Raw genomic sequence first — 19,211 nt, forward strand, 5'->3', positions numbered from 1 at the left:
GCCGCGTGCGGCGCGGAGCCTCTCCGCGCCGCCGCCGTCACTGCGCCACGGGCGTGAACTGCACCGGCAGCGCCGTGAGTCCGCGCATCCAGATGGAGGGCCGCCAGGTCAGCTCCGCCGGGTCGACGGCGAGCACCAGGTCCGGAAGGCGCTCCAGGAGCGTCTCGACCGCGGTGCGGGCGATGACGTCGGCGAGCAGCGGCGCCGGGTAGGGGCAGCGGTGTTCGCCGTTGCTGAAGGACAGGTGCGCGGAGTTCTCGGAGCCCACCTGCGCGCCCGGCCAGATCTGCGGGTCGGCGTTGGCGGCGGCGAGGCCGAGGACCAGGCAGTCGCCGGCGCGGATGCGGCGCCCGCCGAGCTGGGTGTCGCGGACCGCCCAGCGGCCGATGAAGTTCTGGGTGGGTGTGTCGAGCCACAGGACCTCGTTGAGTGCCTGGCTGACGCTGAGGCGGCCGCCGGAGACGTTCAGGGCGAACCGCTCGTCGGTCAGGAGCAGCCGCAGGGCGTTGCAGATCCAGTTGGCGGTGGGCTGCTGGGCGGCGGCGATGACGGAGATCAGGTCCTGGACGATCTCCTCGTCGGAGAGGCCCGCCGGGTGCTCCAGCATGCGCGAGGTGACATCGGCCGCCGGGTTCTGTCGCCGCTCCTCGACCAGGTGGTGGACGCGCTCGCCGACCCGGATGTACGCGGCCACGGGGTCGTCGCCCTCGGCGGCGTCCAGGGACATCCGCAGGTCCTCGACGAGGGCCTCGGTGTCGGCGGCGCCGGGCGGCATGCCGACCATGTGGACGGCGGCGCGCATGGCGAGCGGGTGGGTGTAGACGCTCATCAGCTCGGCGCTGCCGCGGCCGGCGAAGGACGCGATGAGCTGGTCGGCGATGTAGGCGCACTCGCGGCCGAGTTCGAACTGGTCGACGCTCTCCAGGGCCTCGGTGATGACGCCCGCGCGGCGGCGGTGCTCGGCGCCCTCGGTGAACAGGACGGAGGGCTGGTAGCCCACGAACGGCATCAGGGGCCAGTCGGCGGGGATGTTGTCCCACTGGTTCCAGCGCCGTGAGTCGCGGGCGAACAGCTCGTCGTGCGCGGTGACGTAGGAGACCTCGGAGTAGCCGAGGACGAGCCAGGCGGGCACGCCGCCGTCGAGCAGGACGGGCGCGACGGAGCCGTGCTTGCTGCGCAGGCTGCGGTACAGGTCGAAGGGCGTCTGCTGGTACTCCAGGCCGCTCAGGGGCACCGCGTCGGGGTGGGCGGTGTGGGCGGGGCAGCCGGGCGGCGGGGTGTTCGGCGCGGCCGCGGGTCCACTCGCTTCGGTCATGCTGTCAGTTCCCGTTCCCGTGCCAGGTGGTGGAGGTGGTCGACGAGCGTGATCAGCACGTCCTTGCCGGACGAGCGGACCCGGGCGTCGCAGTCGATGAGGGGGACGTGGTCCGGCAGCGCGAGCGCGGTGCGGATGTCCGCCAGGGAGTGGCGCGCGGTGTCGTCGTCGAAGCGGTTCACAGCGACGACGAAGGGCGTGCCGTGGTGTTCGAGCCGGTCGATGGCGTACCAGGACTCGTCCATCCTGCGGGTGTCCACGAGGACGACGGCGCCGAGCGTCCCGGAGAAGAGCCGGTCCCACAGGAACCAGAAGCGTTTCTGGCCGGGGGCGCCGAACAGGTAGAGCACCAGGCGGTCGTTGAGGCTGATGCGGCCGAAGTCGAAGGCGACGGTGGTGGTGTTCTTGCCGCTCGACTCGGGCATCCGGTCGACTCCGGCGCCCGCCTGTGTCATCACCTCCTCGGTGTTGAGGGGGCGGATCTCGCTGACGGAGCGGACGAGGGTGGTCTTGCCGACGCCGAAGCCGCCCACCACGACGATCTTCAGGCCGTTTTCGGCCGTGTCGCGCAGCGGTGTCCGGGACGACGGCAGCTCAGAGGTTGCGGAGCCCATGGAGCACCTCCGTGAGAAGAGCGGAATCGGGCAGCGCGGCGGAGGCCGCCACGCGGGGGTGACGAGGGGTGATGCGGCCGGTCGCAAGGAGGTCCTCCAGGAGGATGCGGACGACCGTGATGGGCAGCGAGAGCTCCGCGGCGATCTCGACGACGGCCGTGGGGTGGCGGCACAGTTCGAGGATGCGCGCGTGCTCCGACTGCTGGCCGACGGACGGCTCGCACTCGGCGACGATCAGCGTGACCAGGTCGAAGGAGCTGCCGTCGGAGCGGCTGCGGCCCCCGGTGACCGTGTAGAGCCGGTCGGGTTCGCCCACGTCGACGGGCCTGCGCGTCACGAGGCCGTGCTCCCGGGGCTCCCGGCCCTGTCACTCCCCTGGGCGCGCGGCTCGGCCCGCAGGTGTTCGCCTATCTGGGACACGAGCTGGCTCATCTGGTGGCCCACCACTCCGGGGTCGGCGTCCTCGTCGGCGATGACGGCGAGGTGCGCGCCCTGTCCGGCCTCCACGACGAAGAGCAGTCCGCCGTGGAACTCGGTCATGGAGTGCCGTACGCCGCCGGTGCCGTCGCCGAACTCCATGGAGGCGCCCTGGGCGAGCGCCTGGATGCCGGAGCAGATCGCGGAGAGCTGGTCGGCCTGGTCGAGGCTGAGGCCGGGGCTCCAGCAGAGCTTGAGGCCGTCCCGGGACAGCACGAGGGCGTGCCGGGTGCCGGGGGTGCCGTCGAGGAGGGTGTCCAGAAGCCAGTTCAGGCTGTTGTCGGTGGTCTGCATGGTGAATTCGGGCGATCACCGGGTGCGCGAACGCCCGTGCCTCCCTTTCGGTGCGGGGCGGGGGTGGGGAAGGTGAGAACGGTGGGGCGCGTCGTCGCGGACCCGTGGGGCGGTGCGGGGCGCCGGGTGCGGGCCCGGCGCCGGGGACGCGGTCCGGGCGGACCGGCCCCGGCCGCCGCGGGGGCCGGTCACTCGGCCCGCGGCGGCTCGCTCTCGCGGGCGGAACGCGGGGGTTCGTTCTCCCCGGCGTCCCCGGCGGTCCGTGGTGGCTCGCTCTCCCCGGCGGCCCGCCGGGCGCGGTGGAAGGCGCCGAACCGGGCGCCGAGGTCGCGTGGCGGGCGCGCCGCGGCCGGGTCCGCGCCGTCCGTGCCGGGGGTGCCCGGGTCGGTGTGCCCGTGGGCGTCGGGGGTGGTGGCGCGGCCTCCCGGGGTGGTGTCGGGGCCGCTCCGCGCGGTCTCCCGGGCGGCGGAGTTGGCGGCCTGGCGCTGCTGGAGTTCGGCGTGCGCGGCGGCCATGGTGCGGCCGGGCCGTCGCATCGGGAGGCCGCCGAGGGTGGCGCCCCTGCCGTCGGTGCCGTCGGCGCGGATGCCCCGGCCGTCCGTGCCGTCGCCGCCGCGCGGGCCGCCGGTCGCGATGCCCCGGCCGTCCGTGCCGTGGCCCGAGGCCCGCCCGTACTCGTCGGCCCCGTCGGCGGCGCGCTCGCGCACGGCGGTGTGCTCGGGCGTGTCGGCCCGCTCACCGGGGGCGCCGCCGAGGCCGGCGTCGGCGGGGGCGGTGCGGGGTGCGGCAAGGGTGCCTGCGGGGTCCTCGGCGGCGGGGCGCGGCGTGGGCACGCCTTCCGCTCCGGTCATGGCATCCGTGCCGGTGCCGGGCAGCGCGGGCGCGTCGAGCGCGGGGGCGCGCTCCGGCTGCGGCTGCTGGGCGATCAGCTGCGGGGGCAGCAGGACGACGACGCCGGTGCCGCCGCGCGCCGAGGGGCGGAAGCTGACGTTGATGCCGTACTTCACGGCGAGCCCGCCGACGACGGCGAGCCCGAGCCGGGTGCCCTGGAGGAGCGCGAGGTCGGTCATGCGCCCGGACACCGACTCCTCGGCCCGGCGCTGGGCCGCCTCGGACATCCTGAGGCCGCTGTCCTCGATGGTGATGACGATGCCGGTGCGGGACTCCTCCACGTACACGTGGACCTCGTCGGTGGGCGGCGAGAAGTTCGCGGCGTTGTCGGCGAGTTCGGCGAGCAGGTGCATCACGCCCTCGGCGGCGAAGCCGACGACGGCGACCCGGGTCGAGCAGTGCAGCCGCACCCGCTGGTAGGCGGCGATGCGGCCGACGGCGCCGCGCAGGATGGACTCCATCACGATGGGCTTGTTCCAGGCGCGGCTGGAGCGGCCGCCCATGAGCAGGGCGAGGCGGTCGGTCATGAGGCCGAGCTGTGAGGTGCTGTGGTCGAGCCTGAGGAGGTCGCCGAAGACCTCCTCGCCGTGCCGGTCCTGCATGTCCCGCAGGTCGGCGAGCATGCTCACGGACTTGGCCTGGACGCGGCTGAGGGCCTTGGCGCTCGCGGCCTGCGCGGCGGCCGCGCGGCGCTCGCTCAGGGCGAGTTCGCGGACGGCGGCCTCGGTCAGGGCGCGCAGCGCGGCGTCGTCGGGCCAGCGCGTGCCCGCGAGGGCGCGGTCGACGGAGGCGCCGCCGCGCAGGGTGGCGACCACGTCCGGGAGGGTCTCGCCGGCGAGGAGGCGGACGTCGTCGGTGATGCGGGCCAGGTCGTCGACGGCGCGGCGCTGGTTCGCGGCCGCGGTGGCGGCGCGCTGCTCGGCGTCGGCCAGCGCGCTCACGCACACGCGGAGGAGTTCGCGCTGGGAGGGCAGGGCGGGCGGCCGGGTCTGCCGCAGTACGTCGTCCGGGGCGACGCCCTCGCGCACGAGCCGTGCGACGCCGGGCAGGGTCACCTGCGCGAGGCCCATGTCCTCGGCGGTGCGGGTGTCCAACTGGCTGCGTACGGAGAGCAGTTCGCCCTCGGCGTCGGCGGCCCGCGCGCGCAGCCTGTTCGCCGTCGTGAGGCCGACCAGGACGGCGGTGGTGAGCAGGATCCAGCCCCCGGCGGCCGCGGCGCCCACCCAGGCGCGGGCCTCGTCCGGGGCGAGGGCGGCGACGGCGGCGCCCGCCGCCGCGGCGGCTATGAGGAGACACACAGGCAGCGTGTATGCCGTTCGCCGGCTGCTCGGGGTGCGGTCCGGACGACGATCGGCGGGCTGTGTCATTCCGTGGTCCCTCGGTGTCGGCACGGGTGCGCGGGCCGTCGGCCCGCCCTCGACTGCGTGCCGCCGCGAGGGAAGTCCGCCTGGTGGCGCTGTCTTCCGACGGCACATGTGGTGGTCATGCTAGTCACAAGATCGCACAGTGGAAGCGGGCATTCAGCTCCGGGGGGCTCCGTCCGGAAGGTTCGTCGCGAAAGGACTCATCGGGGCCGCGCGCGTGCTACCCCCGTACGCAACCCGACTCCCCAGGCCGGACGGTGACACACCGTCGCACACGTACATACGTACGGTGCATGGGTCGGCCATCCATCGCGGACAGGAACCTTCCTGCGGCTGGAATCGCACCCCCAAGGTGTCGATTTCAAGCCAACCTGCCCTCAAGCGCGGCGCGTCCCGTGGCACGGAAGGACCCGGGCCGACTCACCCGCCGGTGCCGTCGGGCGCGTCCTTCTTCCAGGCCGTCGTCCCGATGCGGCCGGTGCTGCCGAGGTCGATGCCGCCGTCCGGCGTGACGGTCCGCGCCAGGGCGCCGGGGGCGGGGACGACCCGCAGCCGCGGCGCGTGCACGGCGGGGTTCGCCAGGTCCGTGTGGGTGTTGCGCCACACCACGACCGCCGTCGCCGACTCGCCGCGGCGCAGCGCCACGGGGTGCGGCCCGGGGTCGGGCACGCCGGTGGTGATCCTCCCCGTGCCCCGCAGGGTGCGTACGTCGAGGGGCGCCCCGTCGTCACCGAGCGCGCGCAGGCCGGGGTAGCCGTCGAGCCGGTAGGTGCCGGTGCCGCAGTGCGTCAGGGTCAGCCGCATCGCGCGCAGGCCCATCGCCGCGTCGACGGGGCCGGGTTCGACGAGGGCGCCGCGCTTCCCGGAGCAGTCCCGGGAGGCCTGCCGGGGCTCGGGCGGCGGGGCTCCGTACTGGGGCGCGCTCTCGGCGCCGGAGGGAAGTTCGTCGGGGGTGACGCCGTAGGACGGGGCGGGGTCGCCGTGGGACGGGGTGGGTCCGGCGGCGGACGGGGGCAGCCCGCCCTTGCCCGCGACGCGGGACGCGGCGCTGTCGGTGCCGTCCGCGCCGTCCCGAGCTGATCCCTTCGACTGCCCGCACCCGGCGACGAGTATCGCGAGGGCGCAGAGGGCGGCGGCGCGGCGGGGCGAGAGGAGAGTCACGCCGGGATCATGCCACGCGGCACCCGGCACCGCCCCGGCCCGACCACCCGCGCCCCACCGCCCGCCCGCACCTCGGACCGGCTACGGCTCGTCCCGCCCCGGCTCGTCCCGCCCCCGGCTACGACTCCCCCGCACCCACGCCCCCACCCTCCCCCACGTCCCCGTTCCCCTCGACGTCCCCCTCGACCCGCGCCCGCACCAGCCCCGACTCGTAGGCGAACACGACCAGTTGGGCCCGGTCCCGCGCGCCCAGCTTGGTCATCGCCCGGCTCACGTGCGTCTTGGCGGTGAACGGGCTGATGACCATGTGCGCGGCGATCTCCTCGTTGGTGAGGCCGCGGGCCGCGAGGGCCGTCACCTCGCGTTCGCGGCGCGTGAGACCTTCGAGGCCCGGCGGGGTCGCGCGGTCCGGCGGCCGGGCCACGAACTCGCCGATCAGGCGCCGCGTCACCGCGGGCGAGAGCAGCGCGTCGCCGCGCGCCACGACCTCGATGGCCTGCAACAGGTCGGCGGGTTCGGTGTCCTTGAGCAGGAAGCCGCTGGCCCCGGCGCGCAGCGCCTCGAATACGTACTCGTCGAGGCCGTAGTTGGTGAGGATGACGACGCGCACGTCCGCGAGGCGCGGGTCGGCGGCGATGCGGCGGGTCGCCTCGATGCCCGTCATGACCGGCATCTGTACGTCGACGAGCGCGACGTCGGGCACCAACTCTCCGACGAGCGCCACGCCCTGGGCCCCGTCGGCGGCCTCGCCCACGACCTCGATCCCGTCCTCGGCGTCCATCAGCGCCCGGAACCCGGCCCGCATCAGGGCCTGGTCGTCGACGAGCACGACCCTCACGACCCCGCTCACGCCGTTCACCCGGCCGCCCCCACCGGCAGTTCGGCCCGCACCGAGAAGCCGCCCTCGTCCCGGGCCCCGGCGCGCAGCGCGCCCCCGAGAGCCTCGACCCGCTCGCGCATCCCGATGAGCCCGACCCCCGGTTCCACGGGCAGGTCCGGGCGCGCCGCCCCGTCGTCGTCGACGCGGACCACCACCTGCCGCTCCCCGTAGTCGAGGTGGACGCCGACCTTCGCCGGGCCGCCCGCGTGCCGGGCCGCGTTGGTGAGGCACTCCTGGACGATGCGGTACACGCCCTGTTCCAGGGCCGCGGGCAGGGCCCGCTCGCGGCCGGTCACCGTCAGCTCGACGGGCAGCCCGGCCGAGCGCGCGCGCTCGACGAGCAGGGCGGGGCTGCCGGTGGGCCCGTCGGTGCGCAGGACCTCCAGGGTGGCGCGCAGCTCCCGCATGGCCTCGCCGCCGGCCTCCTGGATGGCGAGCAGCGCGGGCGGCACCTCCTCGCCGCGCTTGCGCGCCAGGTGGACGGCGACTCCCGCCTGGAGCTTGACGATGGAGATCTGGTGGGTGAGGGAGTCGTGCAGTTCGCGGGCGATGCGCAGGCGCTCCTCGCCGGCCCGGCGCAGCGCCACCTCCTCACGGGTCCGCTCGGCCTCCAGGGCGCGCTCCTCGGTCTGGCGCAGATACGCCTGCCAGGTCGTGGCCGCGATGCCGGTGGCGACGGCGCACACGAACCAGCCGGTGAGCAGCAGGGTCCGCTCGACGGCGCCGTCGCGTCCCGGGTCGGCGGCGAAGAACACGGCGAGGAAGGCGAGTCCGGTGCCCGTGGCGAGCAGCCGGTGTCCGCTGTGGGCGGCGGCGTGCACGGCGCCGAGGACGGGGAAGGCCGCCGCGGTGGCCGGTTCCGCGTGCAGGGCGAAGGCGGCCATGGTGGCGGCGCTGACGAGGAGGACGACGCGCGGCGCGCGCCGGTACTCGGCGAGGACGAGCGAGCCGACGCACACGAGGGCGTAGTCGACGGCGTCCGCGCCGCCCTCGTACACCGTGGCGCCCACGACGACCGCGGCGACGGTCGCGGCGAACGCCACGAGCATCGCTCTGGCCCTGCGCTCATCGAGGTGGCCGTGGCCGTCGAGCAGGCCACGGCCACCTGGTCCTCCGCGTTCCCCCATCATGTCCCGCACCCTAGCCCGGGCCTGTGACAGTGGCGTCGCCCGTGCGGACCGCTCCCGCGCTACTCCCGGCGTAGTAGTCGCACGGCCACGCGGCCCCGTCGCCGTAGATCCAACTGCCTTCGCCGGTACGACGACCGGAGGGCACCGGCACAGCGACGATCGGCGGCACGAACACCGCACAGCGCCACCCCACTTCCGTACTTCCGCACCGCACGGCGCCACCCCATGGACGATCCCCGAGGCGAAGGAACCGCCATGACGACGCACACCCGCCCCGAAACCCGCCCCAACGCCCGCCAGGAGGAGCTCTGGAACGGTCCCATCGGCCGGCACTGGGCCGAGCAGCAGGACCGCTACGACGCCATGAGCGGCGACCTCAACGGCCGTCTGTTCGCGGCCGCCCGGATCAGTGGCGGGGCCCGGGTCCTGGACATCGGCTGCGGCGCGGGCACGATCACGCGGATCGCTGCGCGGCTCGCCGGTCCTGACGGGCAGGCGGTCGGCGTCGACATCTCCGCGCCGCTCCTGGAGCGGGCCAGGGCGCGCACCGCGGCCGAGGCGGTCACCAACGTCTCGTACGAACTGGGCGACGCCCAGACGCACGACTTTCCCCCGAGCCGCTTCGACGTGGCGATCAGCCGGGGCGGCGTGATGTTCTTCGCCGACCACGCGGCCGCGTTCCGCAACGTGGCCCGCGCGCTGCGGCCCGGCGGGCGCCTGGTGTTCGTCTGCCCGCAGCCCGCGAGCCCCGACATCGAGGAGTCCCGCGCGCTCGGTCTGCTCGCGGGCCTCCTCGGCGCCCAGGGGGCCGCGCCGTCGCCCGACCACACCGACGCCCGTGCCGCGATGGCCTCTCTCAGCGACCCCGCGCACATCCGCCGCTCCCTCGCCGCCTACACGGACGTGACGGTGACCTCGCTGCCCGTCGAGACGTACTGGGGCCGCGACCCGGCCGACGCCGTCGACTTTCTCCTCTCCCGCACGCCCGACCGCGTGGTGCCGAGGGTCACCCGCAAGGCCCTGGAGGACACGCTCAGCCCGTACGCGGGCGGGCGCGGAGTGCGGATGGAGGCGCGGGTGTGGCTGGTGACGGCGACCCGCCCGAGCTGACGCGCCGCCCGCGGCTCCCCTGCCGCCACCCCTACTTCACTACTTCACGCCCTCCCGGCGCGACCACATCAGCGCGAGGTAGACCACGCACGCCGACCCGAGTCCCACGGCCCACCCGTAGTCGGCCAGCGGCCTCAGGAAGGGGATCATGCCGTCGTCGGGGAAGGGGCCCTTCCCGGGGTCGGAGTGCGAGCCGCCGACGGCGAGCACCCCGCCCACGGCGAAGGCCACGACGGCCCGCCAGTTCCAGCCGCCCGCGTACCAGTAGCGCCCGTCCTGCCGGTAGAGGTCGGCGAGGTCCAGGGCGGTGCGGCGCACGATCCAGTAGTCGGCGATGAGGACGCCCGCCACCGTGCCGAGCAGGCCGCCGACCACGCCGAGCCAGACGAAGATGTACAGCTCGGGCGTCTCGATCAGCTTCCAGGGGAAGATCAGGACACCCACGACGCCCGTGATGAGCGCACCGGTGCGGAAGTTGATGAGGCGCGGCGCGAGGTTCGCCAGGTCGTACGCGGGCGAGACGACGTTCGCCGCGATGTTCACGGAGACCGTCGCGACGAGCACGGTCACCAGCGCGAAGAGCAGCCCGAAGACGTTGTCGGCCTTGGCGGCGAGGTCCACGGGCTCCCAGATGGGCTCGCCGTACACGGCCTGCGAGCCGGAGGTGACGAGGACGGAGAGCAGCGCGAAGGCGGTCATCGTGGTCGGCAGGCCGAGGCTCTGGCCCCACACCTGCGCGCGCTGGCCCTTCCCGAAGCGGGTGAAGTCCGGGATGTTCAGGGACAGGGTGGACCAGAAGCCGATCATCCCCATGAAGGCGGGGAAGAACACCGGCCAGAAGTCGGCGCCCCAGCCGAGCCGCGAGGGCTGGTCGAGGAGCGGTCCGAGGCCGCCCGCCTTGGCGGAGATCCAGACGAGCAGCACGACCGCGCCGACGAGCACGAAGGGCGCCGCCCAGTTCTCGAACCTGCGCAGCGTCTCCATCCCCCGGTGGATGATGGCGAGTTGGAGGGACCAGAACGCCACGAAGCACAGCCACAGCGTCCACGGATGGCCACCGATGGGCGAGGCGTCGGCCCACGCGCCACCGAAGACCTCGTTGAGCAGGACGAAGATGCCCTGCCCGCCGATCCACGTCTGGATGCCGAACCAGCCGCAGGCCACGGCGGCCCGGATCAGCGCGGGCAGGTTCGCGCCGCGCAGCCCGAAGGAGGCGCGCGCGAGCACCGGGAACGGGATGCCGTACTTGGGGCCCGCGTGCCCGGTGAGCAGCATCGGGAGCAGCACGACGACGTTGGCGAGCGCGATGGTGAAGACGGCCTGCTTCCAGTCCATGCCGAGCGCGACCAGGCCGGAGGCGAGCGTCCAGGAGGGAATGTTGTGGGCCATGCCGACCCACAGGGCGGCGAAGTTGTAGGTGGTCCAGTGGCGTTCGGCGAGCGGGATCGGCCTGAGGTCGTCGTTGGCGAAGCGGCTGTCGTCGGGGGAGGCGCCGGGGAGCAGTTCGACGCGGCCGTCGGGGGCGGTGCGCTGGGCGGGGGCGTCCGTGGGTGGACCGGCGGGGATCGGGGGTGGTCCCGGGGGGACGGTGTCGGTCATGGGCAGGCCGTTCGCTGGAGGGGAGGAGGACCAGGGGCCGTGCGGAGGCCAACATGATCCCCGAACGCCGCGTGTGGCGGTACCACTTGTGACCTGTTGGTTCGGCGGCCGAACGGCTGCGACGGCGTCATCCCGAGCGGTTCGCTCAGCGAGTACGAGACCCTGACGTCCGGGGAGCGCGCCCTGGTGGTGCGCGTCACCGTGACGGCGGCAGGCGACGGCGCCCGCGTCATGGCCGGTGTCGGCGCGTACGGCGGCGCCCCGGCTGCCCCTGCCGGGCCCGGCCGAGCAGGCGGTACGCCCCGCCACCGGGAAGGCCGTCGCCGACGGCCACCGCTGAGGGCCCGGACCCGCTTCTTCCCGCCCGCTCAGCTGCGAAAACAACGTGACATTGTACGCTGGTGATCCGCTCGGCCACGAAGGCGCGGGGCGCAGGCACGAAGGGATCACCACCGCCATGGGTCATCTGACGCAGCGCGACCTCATCACCACCCGCGAGCGCCTGCGCGACCAGGTGGCGAACGCACTGCGCGCGGCCCTGATCTCCGGTGAACTCAAGCCGGGCGAGGTCTACTCCGCGCCCGCGCTCGCCGAGGACTTCGGTGTCTCGGCGACGCCGGTGCGCGAGGCGATGCTGGACCTGGCCAGGGAGGGCATGGTCGAGCCGGTCCGCAACAAGGGCTTCCGCGTCACCGAGGTCAACGAGAAGGACCTCGACCAGTACACGGAGATCCGCACCCTGATCGAGGTCCCCACGGTCGGCCGCATCACACGCACCGCCGCCCGCGAGGACCTGGAGGCGCTGCGCGAGGTGGCCGAGGAGATCGTGCGCGCCGCCCGCGCCCACGACCTCATCGGCTACCTGGAGTCGGACCGCCGCTTCCATCTGTCGCTGCTCGCCCTGTCGGGCAACGACCGGCTCGTGGAGGCCGTCGGCGACCTGCGCAAGCGCTCCCGGCTCTACGGCCTGACAGGCCTGGACGAGCGCGGCGAGCTGCTCCCGTCGGCCGAGGAGCACATCGAACTCCTCGACCTGATGCTGGCCGGTGACGCCAAGGGCGCCGAGAAGTGCATGACGCGCCACCTCGGACACGTGCGGACCCTGTGGGCGAAGGGCCGCCAGCCCCAGGAGCCCGCCAAGCGCCCCCGCAGGGGCGGGCTCGGCACCGCCCGCTGACGACGGCCCACCAGAGCCCCTTCACCGCAGCCCTCTCACCAGAGTCCCTTTCACCGCATCCCTCTCGCCAGAGCCCCCGCACCGGAGCGCCGACGCGTCGCGCGGGCGGCGCCACGGCCGCACTGCGCCGCACCGTGCCGCACAACACCCCTCCCCTGCCCCGGTCATGACGCTGCGTCAATCTCTGCCCATGCCCGCAGAGGCCTTCTCTGGCCATGTGATGTGTGCAATATTACATGTCACGCATCCTTCGTGGGCATGACAGTTCAAGGGTTTCCGCAGCTCAGCGCCTCACACCCTTTGTCGCCACGGTTCGCGCACCCCCACGGCCGTGCTCGGGCACGGCCGCCGACCGCCCGGAGGGCACCTTGAAACGCACCTCACGACCACAGAAGTCCCGCGCGCCGAGAACTCCCCTGGCCCGGCTCCTGATATCGGCCCTCGTCATGTGCCTCGGCCTCGGCCTGGTCGCCTTCACCGGCCAGGGCGCCACGGCGGCCGCCGGGGCCAAGCCCCCCGCGCCCCGCCCGGGCACCGCCCCCTCCCCCGCCACCCCCACCTCGACCGAGGACCTGCGGGCCACCGAGGCCGAGCACGCGGCCAAGCCGACCAAGGACCCGTCGAAGCGCCCGCCCGCGCACACCGTCAAGCAGGCCCCCAAGGCGTACCGCAGCGCCCCGAAAGCGGCCTGCAACGTCTCCGACTTCACCTCGAAGACCGGCGGCGCCCTGGTCCAGCAGATCAAGTCGTCGGAGACCAGCTGTATCAACACGCTGTTCGGCGTGACCGGTTCCGACGCCCGGGCCCTGTTCCGCGAGGAGCAGATGGTGACGGTCTCCCACGCACTGCGTGACGCGGCGGTCAACTACCCCGGGAACAACAGCGGTTCGATCACACAGATCGTCCTCTACCTGCGCGCGGGCTACTACGTGCAGTGGGGCCAGCCCGACACCGTCGGCTCCTACGGCCCGGCGCTGAAGAGCGCCGTCCAGGGCGGCCTCGACGCGTTCTTCCGCTCGGCGCGCGCCTTCGACGTCACCTCGGCCAACGGCGAGACCCTCGCCGAGACGGTCACCCTGATCGACAGCTCCGGCGAGAACGCCCGCTTCCTGAACGTCGTCAAGCGGCTCCTCAACGACTACGACTCCTCCTACGACGCCCACTGGTGGATGGTCGCGGCGGTCAACAACACCTACACCGTGCTGTTCCGCGGCCACCAGGTGCCGGAGTTCGTGGCCGCCGTGCAGGCCGACCAGAGCGTCCTCACCACCCTGCGGGACTTCGCCGTCACCCACGACGGCCTGCTCGGCACCGACAAGTCGTACCTCACCGCCAACGCCGGGCGCGAGCTGGGCCGCTTCCTGCGGCACGAGCAGTTCGGCGGCGTGGTGCCGCAGTTGGTCAAGCAGCTCCTCGACCGCAGCCGCATCACGGGCCGCACGGCCCAGCTGTGGGTCGGCCTCGCCGAGATGACGGACGCGTACGACAAGGACAACTGCTCGTACTACGACACCTGCAACCTGCAACAGCGCGTGCGTGACGCCGTCCTGACGGTCAAGCACACCTGCGCCCCGAGCCTGCGGATCATCGCCCAGCAGATGACGTCCACCGAACTGGGCGCCGCCTGTTCCAGCCTGCTCGCCCAGGACTCCTACTTCCACGGCGTGGCCAAGGACAACGGCCCGGTCGCGAACGACAACAACACCACCCTCGAAGTCGTCGCGTTCGACTCCAGCAGCGACTACAAGACGTACGCGGGCATCGTCTTCGGCATCGACACGAACAACGGCGGCATGTACCTGGAGGGCAACCCGGCGCAGGCCGGCAACCTGCCGCGGTTCATCGCGTACGAGGCGGAGTGGCTGCGCCCCGACTTCCAGATCTGGAACCTCAACCACGAGTACACGCACTACCTCGACGGCCGCTTCAACATGTACGGCGACTTCGCGGAGGGCATGAAGACGCCGACCGTGATGTGGGTGGAGGGCTTCGCGGAGTACATCTCGTACTCGTACCGCGGTGTCACCTATGACGACGCGATCGAGCAGGCGGGCAAGAAGACGTACCGGCTCAGCACGCTCTTCGACACCACCTACGACAACGCCGACTCCACGCGCGTCTACAACTGGGGTTATCTGGCCGTGCGTTACCTGATCCAGTCCCACCCCCAGGACGTGACGGCCCTGCTCGGCCACTACCGCAAGGGCGACTGGGCGGCGGCCCGCAACCTGCTCACGAACACCATCGGCACTCGCTACGACGCGGACTTCGCCAATTGGCTGGACAAGTGCTCCGCGGGCGACTGCGGAACCCGTCCGGGCGCGCGGGGCTGACACTCCATCAGCACCGCACGGGTCGGCGCGCAGGCGGACAACAGCGTCCGCCTGCGCGCCGGTCTCTCCCGTGTGCGGCTATGCGCCGAAGGCCGGGATGACCGTGCTGCCGTAGCCGTCGATGACCTTCTCGCGGGCGTCGTGCATCGCGTACACCGCGAACTGGTCGACCCCGAGGTCCCGCAACTGCTCCAGTTTCCGCCGGTGTTGGGCGGCGGTGCCGATGACGCAGAAGCGGTCCACGATCTCGTCGGGCACGAACGCGGTGTCGGGGTTGCCCGCGCGGCCGTGGTGGGCGTAGTCATACCCTTCGCGGGCCTTGATGTAGTCGGTCAGCGCCTCGGGCACCAGGCCCGAGTGCTCCCCGTACTTGGCGACCAGGTCGGCGACGTGGTTGCCCACCATGCCGCCGAACCACCGGCACTCGTCCCGGGCGTGCGCCAGGGACTCGGGCGAGTCGTCGTCGGTGAGGTAGGCGGGCGCCGCCACGCAGATCTTCACGGCCGCCGGATCGCGTCCCGCCTCCACGGCCGCGGCCCGCACCGCCTTGACCATCCACTCCGTCAGGAACGGGTCGGCGAGCTGGAGGATGAACCCGTCGGCCTTCTGCCCGGCGAGGGCAAGGGCCCTCGGGCCGTACGCGGCCATCCACACCGGCAGCCTGCCGTCGCGCACCCACGGGAGGCGCAGCGTCTGCCCGCCGACGTCGGCCTCCCGGCCCTCGGCGAGGTCACGGACGACGTCGATGCACTCGCCGAGGCGGGCCAGGGTGTTGGGCTTGCGGCCGGCGACCCGCATGGCGGAGTCGCCGCGGCCGATGCCGCACACGGTGCGGTTGCCGTACATGTCGTTGAGCGTGGCGAACGTGGAGGCGGTGACCTCCCAGGTCCTGGTGCCCGGGTTGGTCACCATCGGGCCGACCGTCAGGTGTTCGGTGTGCTCAAGGATCCGGCTGTAGATCACGAACGGCTCCTGCCACAGGACCGCCGAGTCGAACGTCCAGCCGTAGCGGAAGCCGCGCTCCTCGGCGCGGCGCATCAGGTCGACCACGGCGGACGCGGGCGGGTCGGTCTGCAGGACAAGTCCGAAATCCACGAGGGACCTCCTTGCTGGTTCAGGTGAGTGAGCGGCGCGCGCGGGCGGCCGGTCAGCCCAGGTACTGGCAGGTGGCGCGCGGGGTGTAGAGGCCGTGCCCGGCGCGTCCGGTGAACTCCCGCTGGTCGATGACGAGTTCGCCGCGCGAAAGGACCGTCTCGACGCGGCCGGTGACCTGCTTTCCCTCGTACGCGGAGTAGTCGACGTTCATGTGGTGGGTGTCGGCGGAGATCACCTGGGTCGCGGCGGGGTCGTAGACGACGACGTCGGCGTCCGCGCCGGGGGCGATGGTGCCCTTCTTCGGGTAGAGGCCGAACATGCGGGCCGGGGTCGCGCAGGCGATCTCGATCCAGCGGCGGCGGGTGATGTGCCCGTCGAGGACGGCCTGGTGCAGCAGGTCCATGCGGTTCTCGACGCCGGGCAGGCCGTTGGGGATCTTCGAGAAGTCGCCGCGGCCCAGCTCCTTCTGGCCGGTGAAGCAGAACGGGCAGTGGTCGGTGGAGACCACCTGGAGGTCGTTGGTCCTCAGGCCCCGCCAGAGCGCCGCCTGGTGCTCGCGGGGCCGCAGGGGCGTCGAGCAGACGTACTTGGCGCCCTCGAAGTCCGGCTCGGCGAGGTTGTCGGTGGACAGGAACAGATACTGCGGGCAGGTCTCCCCGAACACGTCGAGCCCCTTGTCCCGCGCGGCCGCAAGCTCCGCGACGGCCTCCTCGGCGGAGACGTGCACGACGTACAGCGGGGCGCCCGCGACCCGGGCGAGCTGGATCGCGCGGTGCGTGGCCTCGGCCTCCAGGAGGACCTTCCTGACCTCGCCGTGGTAGCGGGGGTCGGTCTCGCCGCGCTGCAGGGCCTGCTCGACGAGGACGTCGATGGCGATGCCGTTCTCGGCGTGCATCATGATCAGCCCGCCGTTGGCGGCGGAGCGCTGCATGGCGCGCAGGATCTGCCCGTCGTCGCTGTAGAAGACGCCGGGGTAGGCCATGAAGAGCTTGAAGGAGGTGATGCCCTCCTCCACGAGCAGGTCCATCTCCTTCAGCGTCCGCTCGTTGACGTCGGACAGGATCATGTGGAAGGCGTAGTCGACGGCGCACTTGCCGTCGGCCTTCGCGTACCAGGCGTCCAGGCCCTCGCGCAGTGACCGGCCGACGGTCTGGACGGCGAAGTCGACGATGGTGGTGGTGCCGCCCCAGGCGGCGGCGCGGGTGCCGCTCTCGAAGGAGTCCGACGCGAAGGTGCCGCCGAACGGCAGCTCCATGTGGGTGTGCGCGTCGACGCCGCCCGGGATGACGTACTTGTCGCTCGCGTCGATGACGCGGTCCGCGCTCCAGGCCTCGGCGGCCTGCGTGCCGCGCGCGGCGAGCGCCGCGATCCGGCCGTCCTCGATCAGGACGTCGGCGTGCAGCTCCTCGGCGGCGGTGATGACGAGGCCGCCGCGGATCAGGGTGCGGGTACTCATGGTGGTGCGCTCCCTTTCGTACGTACGGGGGTACGCGAAGTGCGGTGCGGTGCGCGGACACGGGGCGTGCCCGCGCACGGGGCGGGGCGCGGCCTAGACGCTCCGCAGGGCCCGCTCCAGGATCGCGGCGCCCTCCTCGGCCTCGGCGACGGTCAGCGACAGGGGCGGGGCGATGCGCAGCACGCTGGTGCTGTGCCCGCCGCCCTTGCCGATGAGCAGACCGCCCTCGCGGGCCGCCTCCAGGACGGCCGCGGCCGCCTGCGGGTGGGCCTCGTCGGTGCCGGGCCTGACCAGCTCGATACCGATCATCAGGCCCCGGCCGCGCACCTCGTGGACCACGGGGAGCTGGGCGCAGATGGCCCGCAGCCGTTCGATGAGCAGCCCGCCGACGCGGCGCGCGTTGCCCTGGAGGTCGTGCTCCAGGAGGTACGAGAGGTTGGCGAGGCCCGCGGCCATGGTGACGGGCGAACCGCCGAAGGTGGAGATGGAGTTGGCGTCCAGGGAGTTCATGATCTCGGCGCGGCCGACGACGCCGCCGATGGACATGCCGTTGCCGATGCCCTTGGCGAAGGTGAGCAGGTCCGGCGGTCCGGCGGCGGCGTGCGCCTGCCAGCCCCAGAAGTGGTCGCCGGTGCGGCCCCAGCCGGTCTGCACCTCGTCGGCGATCCACAGGATGCCGTGCTCGGCGAGGACCTCGCGGAAGGCGGCGTACAGGCCGTCGGGCGGCGAGGTGAAACCGCCGACGCCCTGGATCGGCTCGGCGATGAGCGCGGCGACGCCGCCGCGGGACTGGCCGAGCATGTCCCGCAGGTCCGCGACGCACGCCGCGGTGAACTCGGCGTCGCTGAGGCCCGCGTAGGGCCCGCGGGAGCGGACGCCGCCGTGGACGTACAGCGTCTGCAACGGCGACAGGCTCGTGGGCGACCAGGACTGATTGCCGGTGATGCCGACCGCGGTGAAGGAGCGGCCGTGGTAGCTGTTGCGCATCGCCAGGATCTGGTTGGAGCGGCGGTGGGCGGTGGCGAGGAGCAGCGCCGTGTCGTTGGCCTCGGTGCCCGACGTCGTGAAGAACACGCGGGCGTCCGGGATGCCGGACAGGGCCGCGATCCGCTCGGCGAGGTCGACCATCGGGCGGTTCAGATAGAGCGTCGAGCTGTGGATGATCCGGCCCGCCTGCTCGGCGACGGCCTTGGTGACGTCGGGCAGCGCGTGCGCGGTCATCGTGGTGAGGATGCCGCCGAAGAAGTCGAGGTAGCGCCGTCCGGCGGCGTCCCAGACGTGGCGGCCCTCGCCGTGCGTCAGCTCGATCGGCTCGTCGTAGTAGAGCGCGAGCCAGTCCGGCAGGACGGCCCGGTGCCGTGCGTAGAGGTCCTTCACGGGTTGACCAGCCCTTCGTACGCGTCCGGGCGGCGGTCCCGGTAGAACGCCCACTGTTCGCGGACCTCGTCGATCAGGTCGAAGTCGAGGTCGCGCACGACGAGTTCCTCCGCCTTGTCACTCGCCGTCTCGCCGACGAACTGCCCGCGCGGGTCCACGAAGTAACTCGTGCCGTAGAAGTCGTTGTCGCCGTACTCCTCCTGGCCGACGCGGTTGATCGCGGCGATGAAGTACTCGTTGGCGACGGCCGCCGCGGGCTGCTCCAGCTGCCACAGATAGGCGGAGAGGCCGCGGGAGGTGGCCGACGGGTTGTAGACGAGCTGGGCGCCGTTCAGGCCCAACTGGCGCCAGCCCTCGGGGAAGTGGCGGTCGTAGCAGATGTAGACGCCGACGCGGCCGACGGCGGTGTCGAAGACGGGCCAGCCGATGTTGCCCGGCCTGAAGTAGAACTTCTCCCAGAATCCCTTGACTTGGGGGATGTGGTGCTTGCGGTACTTGCCCAGATAGCTGCCGTCGGCGTCGATCACCGCGGCGGTGTTGTAGTAGAAACCGGCCTGCTCGACCTCGAAGACCGGCACGACGATCACCATGCCGGTCTCGCGCGCGAGGTCCTGCATCCGGCGCACCGTGGGCCCGTCCGGCACCGGCTCCGCCCAGCGGTAGTGCTCCTTCTCCTGGACCTGGCAGAAGTAGGGAGCGTTGAAGACCTCTTGGAAACCGATGACCTTGGCACCCTGCCGAGCGGCTTCGCGGGCGTGCTCCTCATGCTTGGCGATCATGGATTCGGTGTCGCCTGTCCAGGTCGCCTGGACCAGTGCGGCGCGTACGACATTGGCCATGAGCTGCTCCTTCGACGGGACGTCAGAGAGCCTCTACGCCCGTAGACTTCTTGCGTAGACAGACGAACGTAAGCCCCATCGACGGCCTTGCCAAGACCA

16 protein-coding genes and 1 pseudogene are annotated in these 19,211 nt (G+C 72.7%); 4 read left to right on the forward strand and 13 right to left on the reverse strand.

Features of this window, described 5'->3' with window-relative positions; all coding sequences use genetic code 11:
- Positions 1-37: 37 nt before the first annotated feature.
- From OO63_RS17715 to OO63_RS17750, 8 genes are all read right to left on the reverse strand, one after another.
- The gene (locus OO63_RS17715) at positions 38-1,315 is read right to left on the reverse strand and encodes a cytochrome P450 (RefSeq protein WP_030361825.1); all 1,278 of its coding nucleotides are present in this window, start codon (positions 1,313-1,315) and stop codon (positions 38-40) included.
- Positions 1,312-1,929, reverse strand: a complete 618-nt coding sequence (locus OO63_RS17720) for a GTP-binding protein (RefSeq protein ID WP_030361826.1) — start codon at positions 1,927-1,929, stop codon at positions 1,312-1,314. Before OO63_RS17720 ends, OO63_RS17715 begins: the two co-directional genes overlap by 4 nt.
- Positions 1,910-2,266, reverse strand: a complete 357-nt coding sequence (locus tag OO63_RS17725) for a DUF742 domain-containing protein (RefSeq protein WP_030361827.1) — start codon at positions 2,264-2,266, stop codon at positions 1,910-1,912. Before OO63_RS17725 ends, OO63_RS17720 begins: the two co-directional genes overlap by 20 nt.
- Entirely contained in the window at positions 2,263-2,700 is a 438-nt protein-coding gene (locus tag OO63_RS17730) for a roadblock/LC7 domain-containing protein (RefSeq protein WP_030361828.1), read from the reverse strand. The genes OO63_RS17725 and OO63_RS17730 overlap by 4 nt, the downstream gene beginning before the upstream one ends.
- 188 nt (positions 2,701-2,888) lie before the next feature.
- A complete protein-coding gene (locus OO63_RS17735; RefSeq protein ID WP_063750418.1) occupies positions 2,889-4,889 on the reverse strand; it encodes an ATP-binding protein in 2,001 nt (666 codons plus the stop codon).
- Positions 4,890-5,375: 486 nt separating this feature from the next.
- Entirely contained in the window at positions 5,376-6,116 is a 741-nt protein-coding gene (locus tag OO63_RS17740; protein ID WP_033264211.1) for a DUF4232 domain-containing protein, read from the reverse strand.
- Positions 6,117-6,234: 118 nt separating this feature from the next.
- Positions 6,235-6,966 carry a response regulator gene (locus OO63_RS17745; RefSeq protein WP_267885489.1) on the reverse strand — a complete coding sequence of 244 codons (732 nt, stop codon included), beginning with the start codon at positions 6,964-6,966 and terminating at the stop codon, positions 6,235-6,237.
- A gap of 5 nt (positions 6,967-6,971) precedes the next feature.
- Entirely contained in the window at positions 6,972-8,045 is a 1,074-nt protein-coding gene (locus OO63_RS17750; RefSeq protein WP_030361832.1) for a sensor histidine kinase, read from the reverse strand.
- Positions 8,046-8,381: 336 nt separating this feature from the next.
- On the opposite strand from OO63_RS17750, the gene OO63_RS17755 reads away from it, so the two are divergent.
- The gene (locus tag OO63_RS17755; RefSeq protein WP_030361833.1) at positions 8,382-9,236 is read left to right on the forward strand and encodes a class I SAM-dependent methyltransferase; all 855 of its coding nucleotides are present in this window, start codon (positions 8,382-8,384) and stop codon (positions 9,234-9,236) included.
- Positions 9,237-9,275: 39 nt separating this feature from the next.
- Here the strand turns inward: OO63_RS17755 and OO63_RS17760 are convergent, their stop codons facing one another.
- Positions 9,276-10,835 carry an NCS1 family nucleobase:cation symporter-1 gene (locus tag OO63_RS17760; RefSeq protein ID WP_030361834.1) on the reverse strand — a complete coding sequence of 520 codons (1,560 nt, stop codon included), beginning with the start codon at positions 10,833-10,835 and terminating at the stop codon, positions 9,276-9,278.
- A 111-nt stretch (positions 10,836-10,946) separates the two neighbouring features.
- Between OO63_RS17760 and OO63_RS46820 the strand changes: the two are divergent.
- The 3 genes and pseudogenes from OO63_RS46820 to OO63_RS17770 all read left to right on the forward strand — a co-directional run.
- A pseudogene (locus OO63_RS46820) lies at positions 10,947-11,102 on the forward strand (dihydrodipicolinate synthase family protein); the annotation flags it as partial.
- Between the two features lie 190 nt (positions 11,103-11,292).
- On the forward strand, positions 11,293-12,012 hold the full coding sequence (locus tag OO63_RS17765; RefSeq protein WP_051810960.1) for a GntR family transcriptional regulator: 720 nt from the start codon (positions 11,293-11,295) through the stop codon (positions 12,010-12,012).
- Between the two features lie 446 nt (positions 12,013-12,458).
- A complete protein-coding gene (locus OO63_RS17770) occupies positions 12,459-14,345 on the forward strand; it encodes a collagenase (protein WP_051810961.1) in 1,887 nt (628 codons plus the stop codon).
- A 78-nt stretch (positions 14,346-14,423) separates the two neighbouring features.
- Here OO63_RS17770 and OO63_RS17775 read toward each other — a convergent pair whose 3' ends face one another.
- From OO63_RS17775 to OO63_RS17790, 4 genes are all read right to left on the reverse strand, one after another.
- Complete coding sequence (locus OO63_RS17775; protein WP_030361837.1) at positions 14,424-15,440, reverse strand: TIGR03842 family LLM class F420-dependent oxidoreductase; 1,017 nt, start codon at positions 15,438-15,440, stop codon at positions 14,424-14,426.
- 52 nt (positions 15,441-15,492) lie between these two features.
- The gene (gene hydA, locus OO63_RS17780) at positions 15,493-16,896 is read right to left on the reverse strand and encodes a dihydropyrimidinase (RefSeq protein WP_030361838.1); all 1,404 of its coding nucleotides are present in this window, start codon (positions 16,894-16,896) and stop codon (positions 15,493-15,495) included.
- 93 nt (positions 16,897-16,989) lie between these two features.
- On the reverse strand, positions 16,990-18,273 hold the full coding sequence (locus tag OO63_RS17785) for an aspartate aminotransferase family protein (RefSeq protein ID WP_030361839.1): 1,284 nt from the start codon (positions 18,271-18,273) through the stop codon (positions 16,990-16,992).
- Complete coding sequence (locus tag OO63_RS17790; protein WP_030361840.1) at positions 18,270-19,112, reverse strand: nitrilase-related carbon-nitrogen hydrolase; 843 nt, start codon at positions 19,110-19,112, stop codon at positions 18,270-18,272. Before OO63_RS17790 ends, OO63_RS17785 begins: the two co-directional genes overlap by 4 nt.
- Between the last annotated feature and the right edge of the window lie 99 nt (positions 19,113-19,211).

Origin of the sequence: Streptomyces alboflavus, assembly GCF_000716675.1 — a bacterium.
Taxonomy (GTDB): Bacteria; Actinomycetota; Actinomycetes; order Streptomycetales; family Streptomycetaceae; genus Streptomyces; species Streptomyces alboflavus.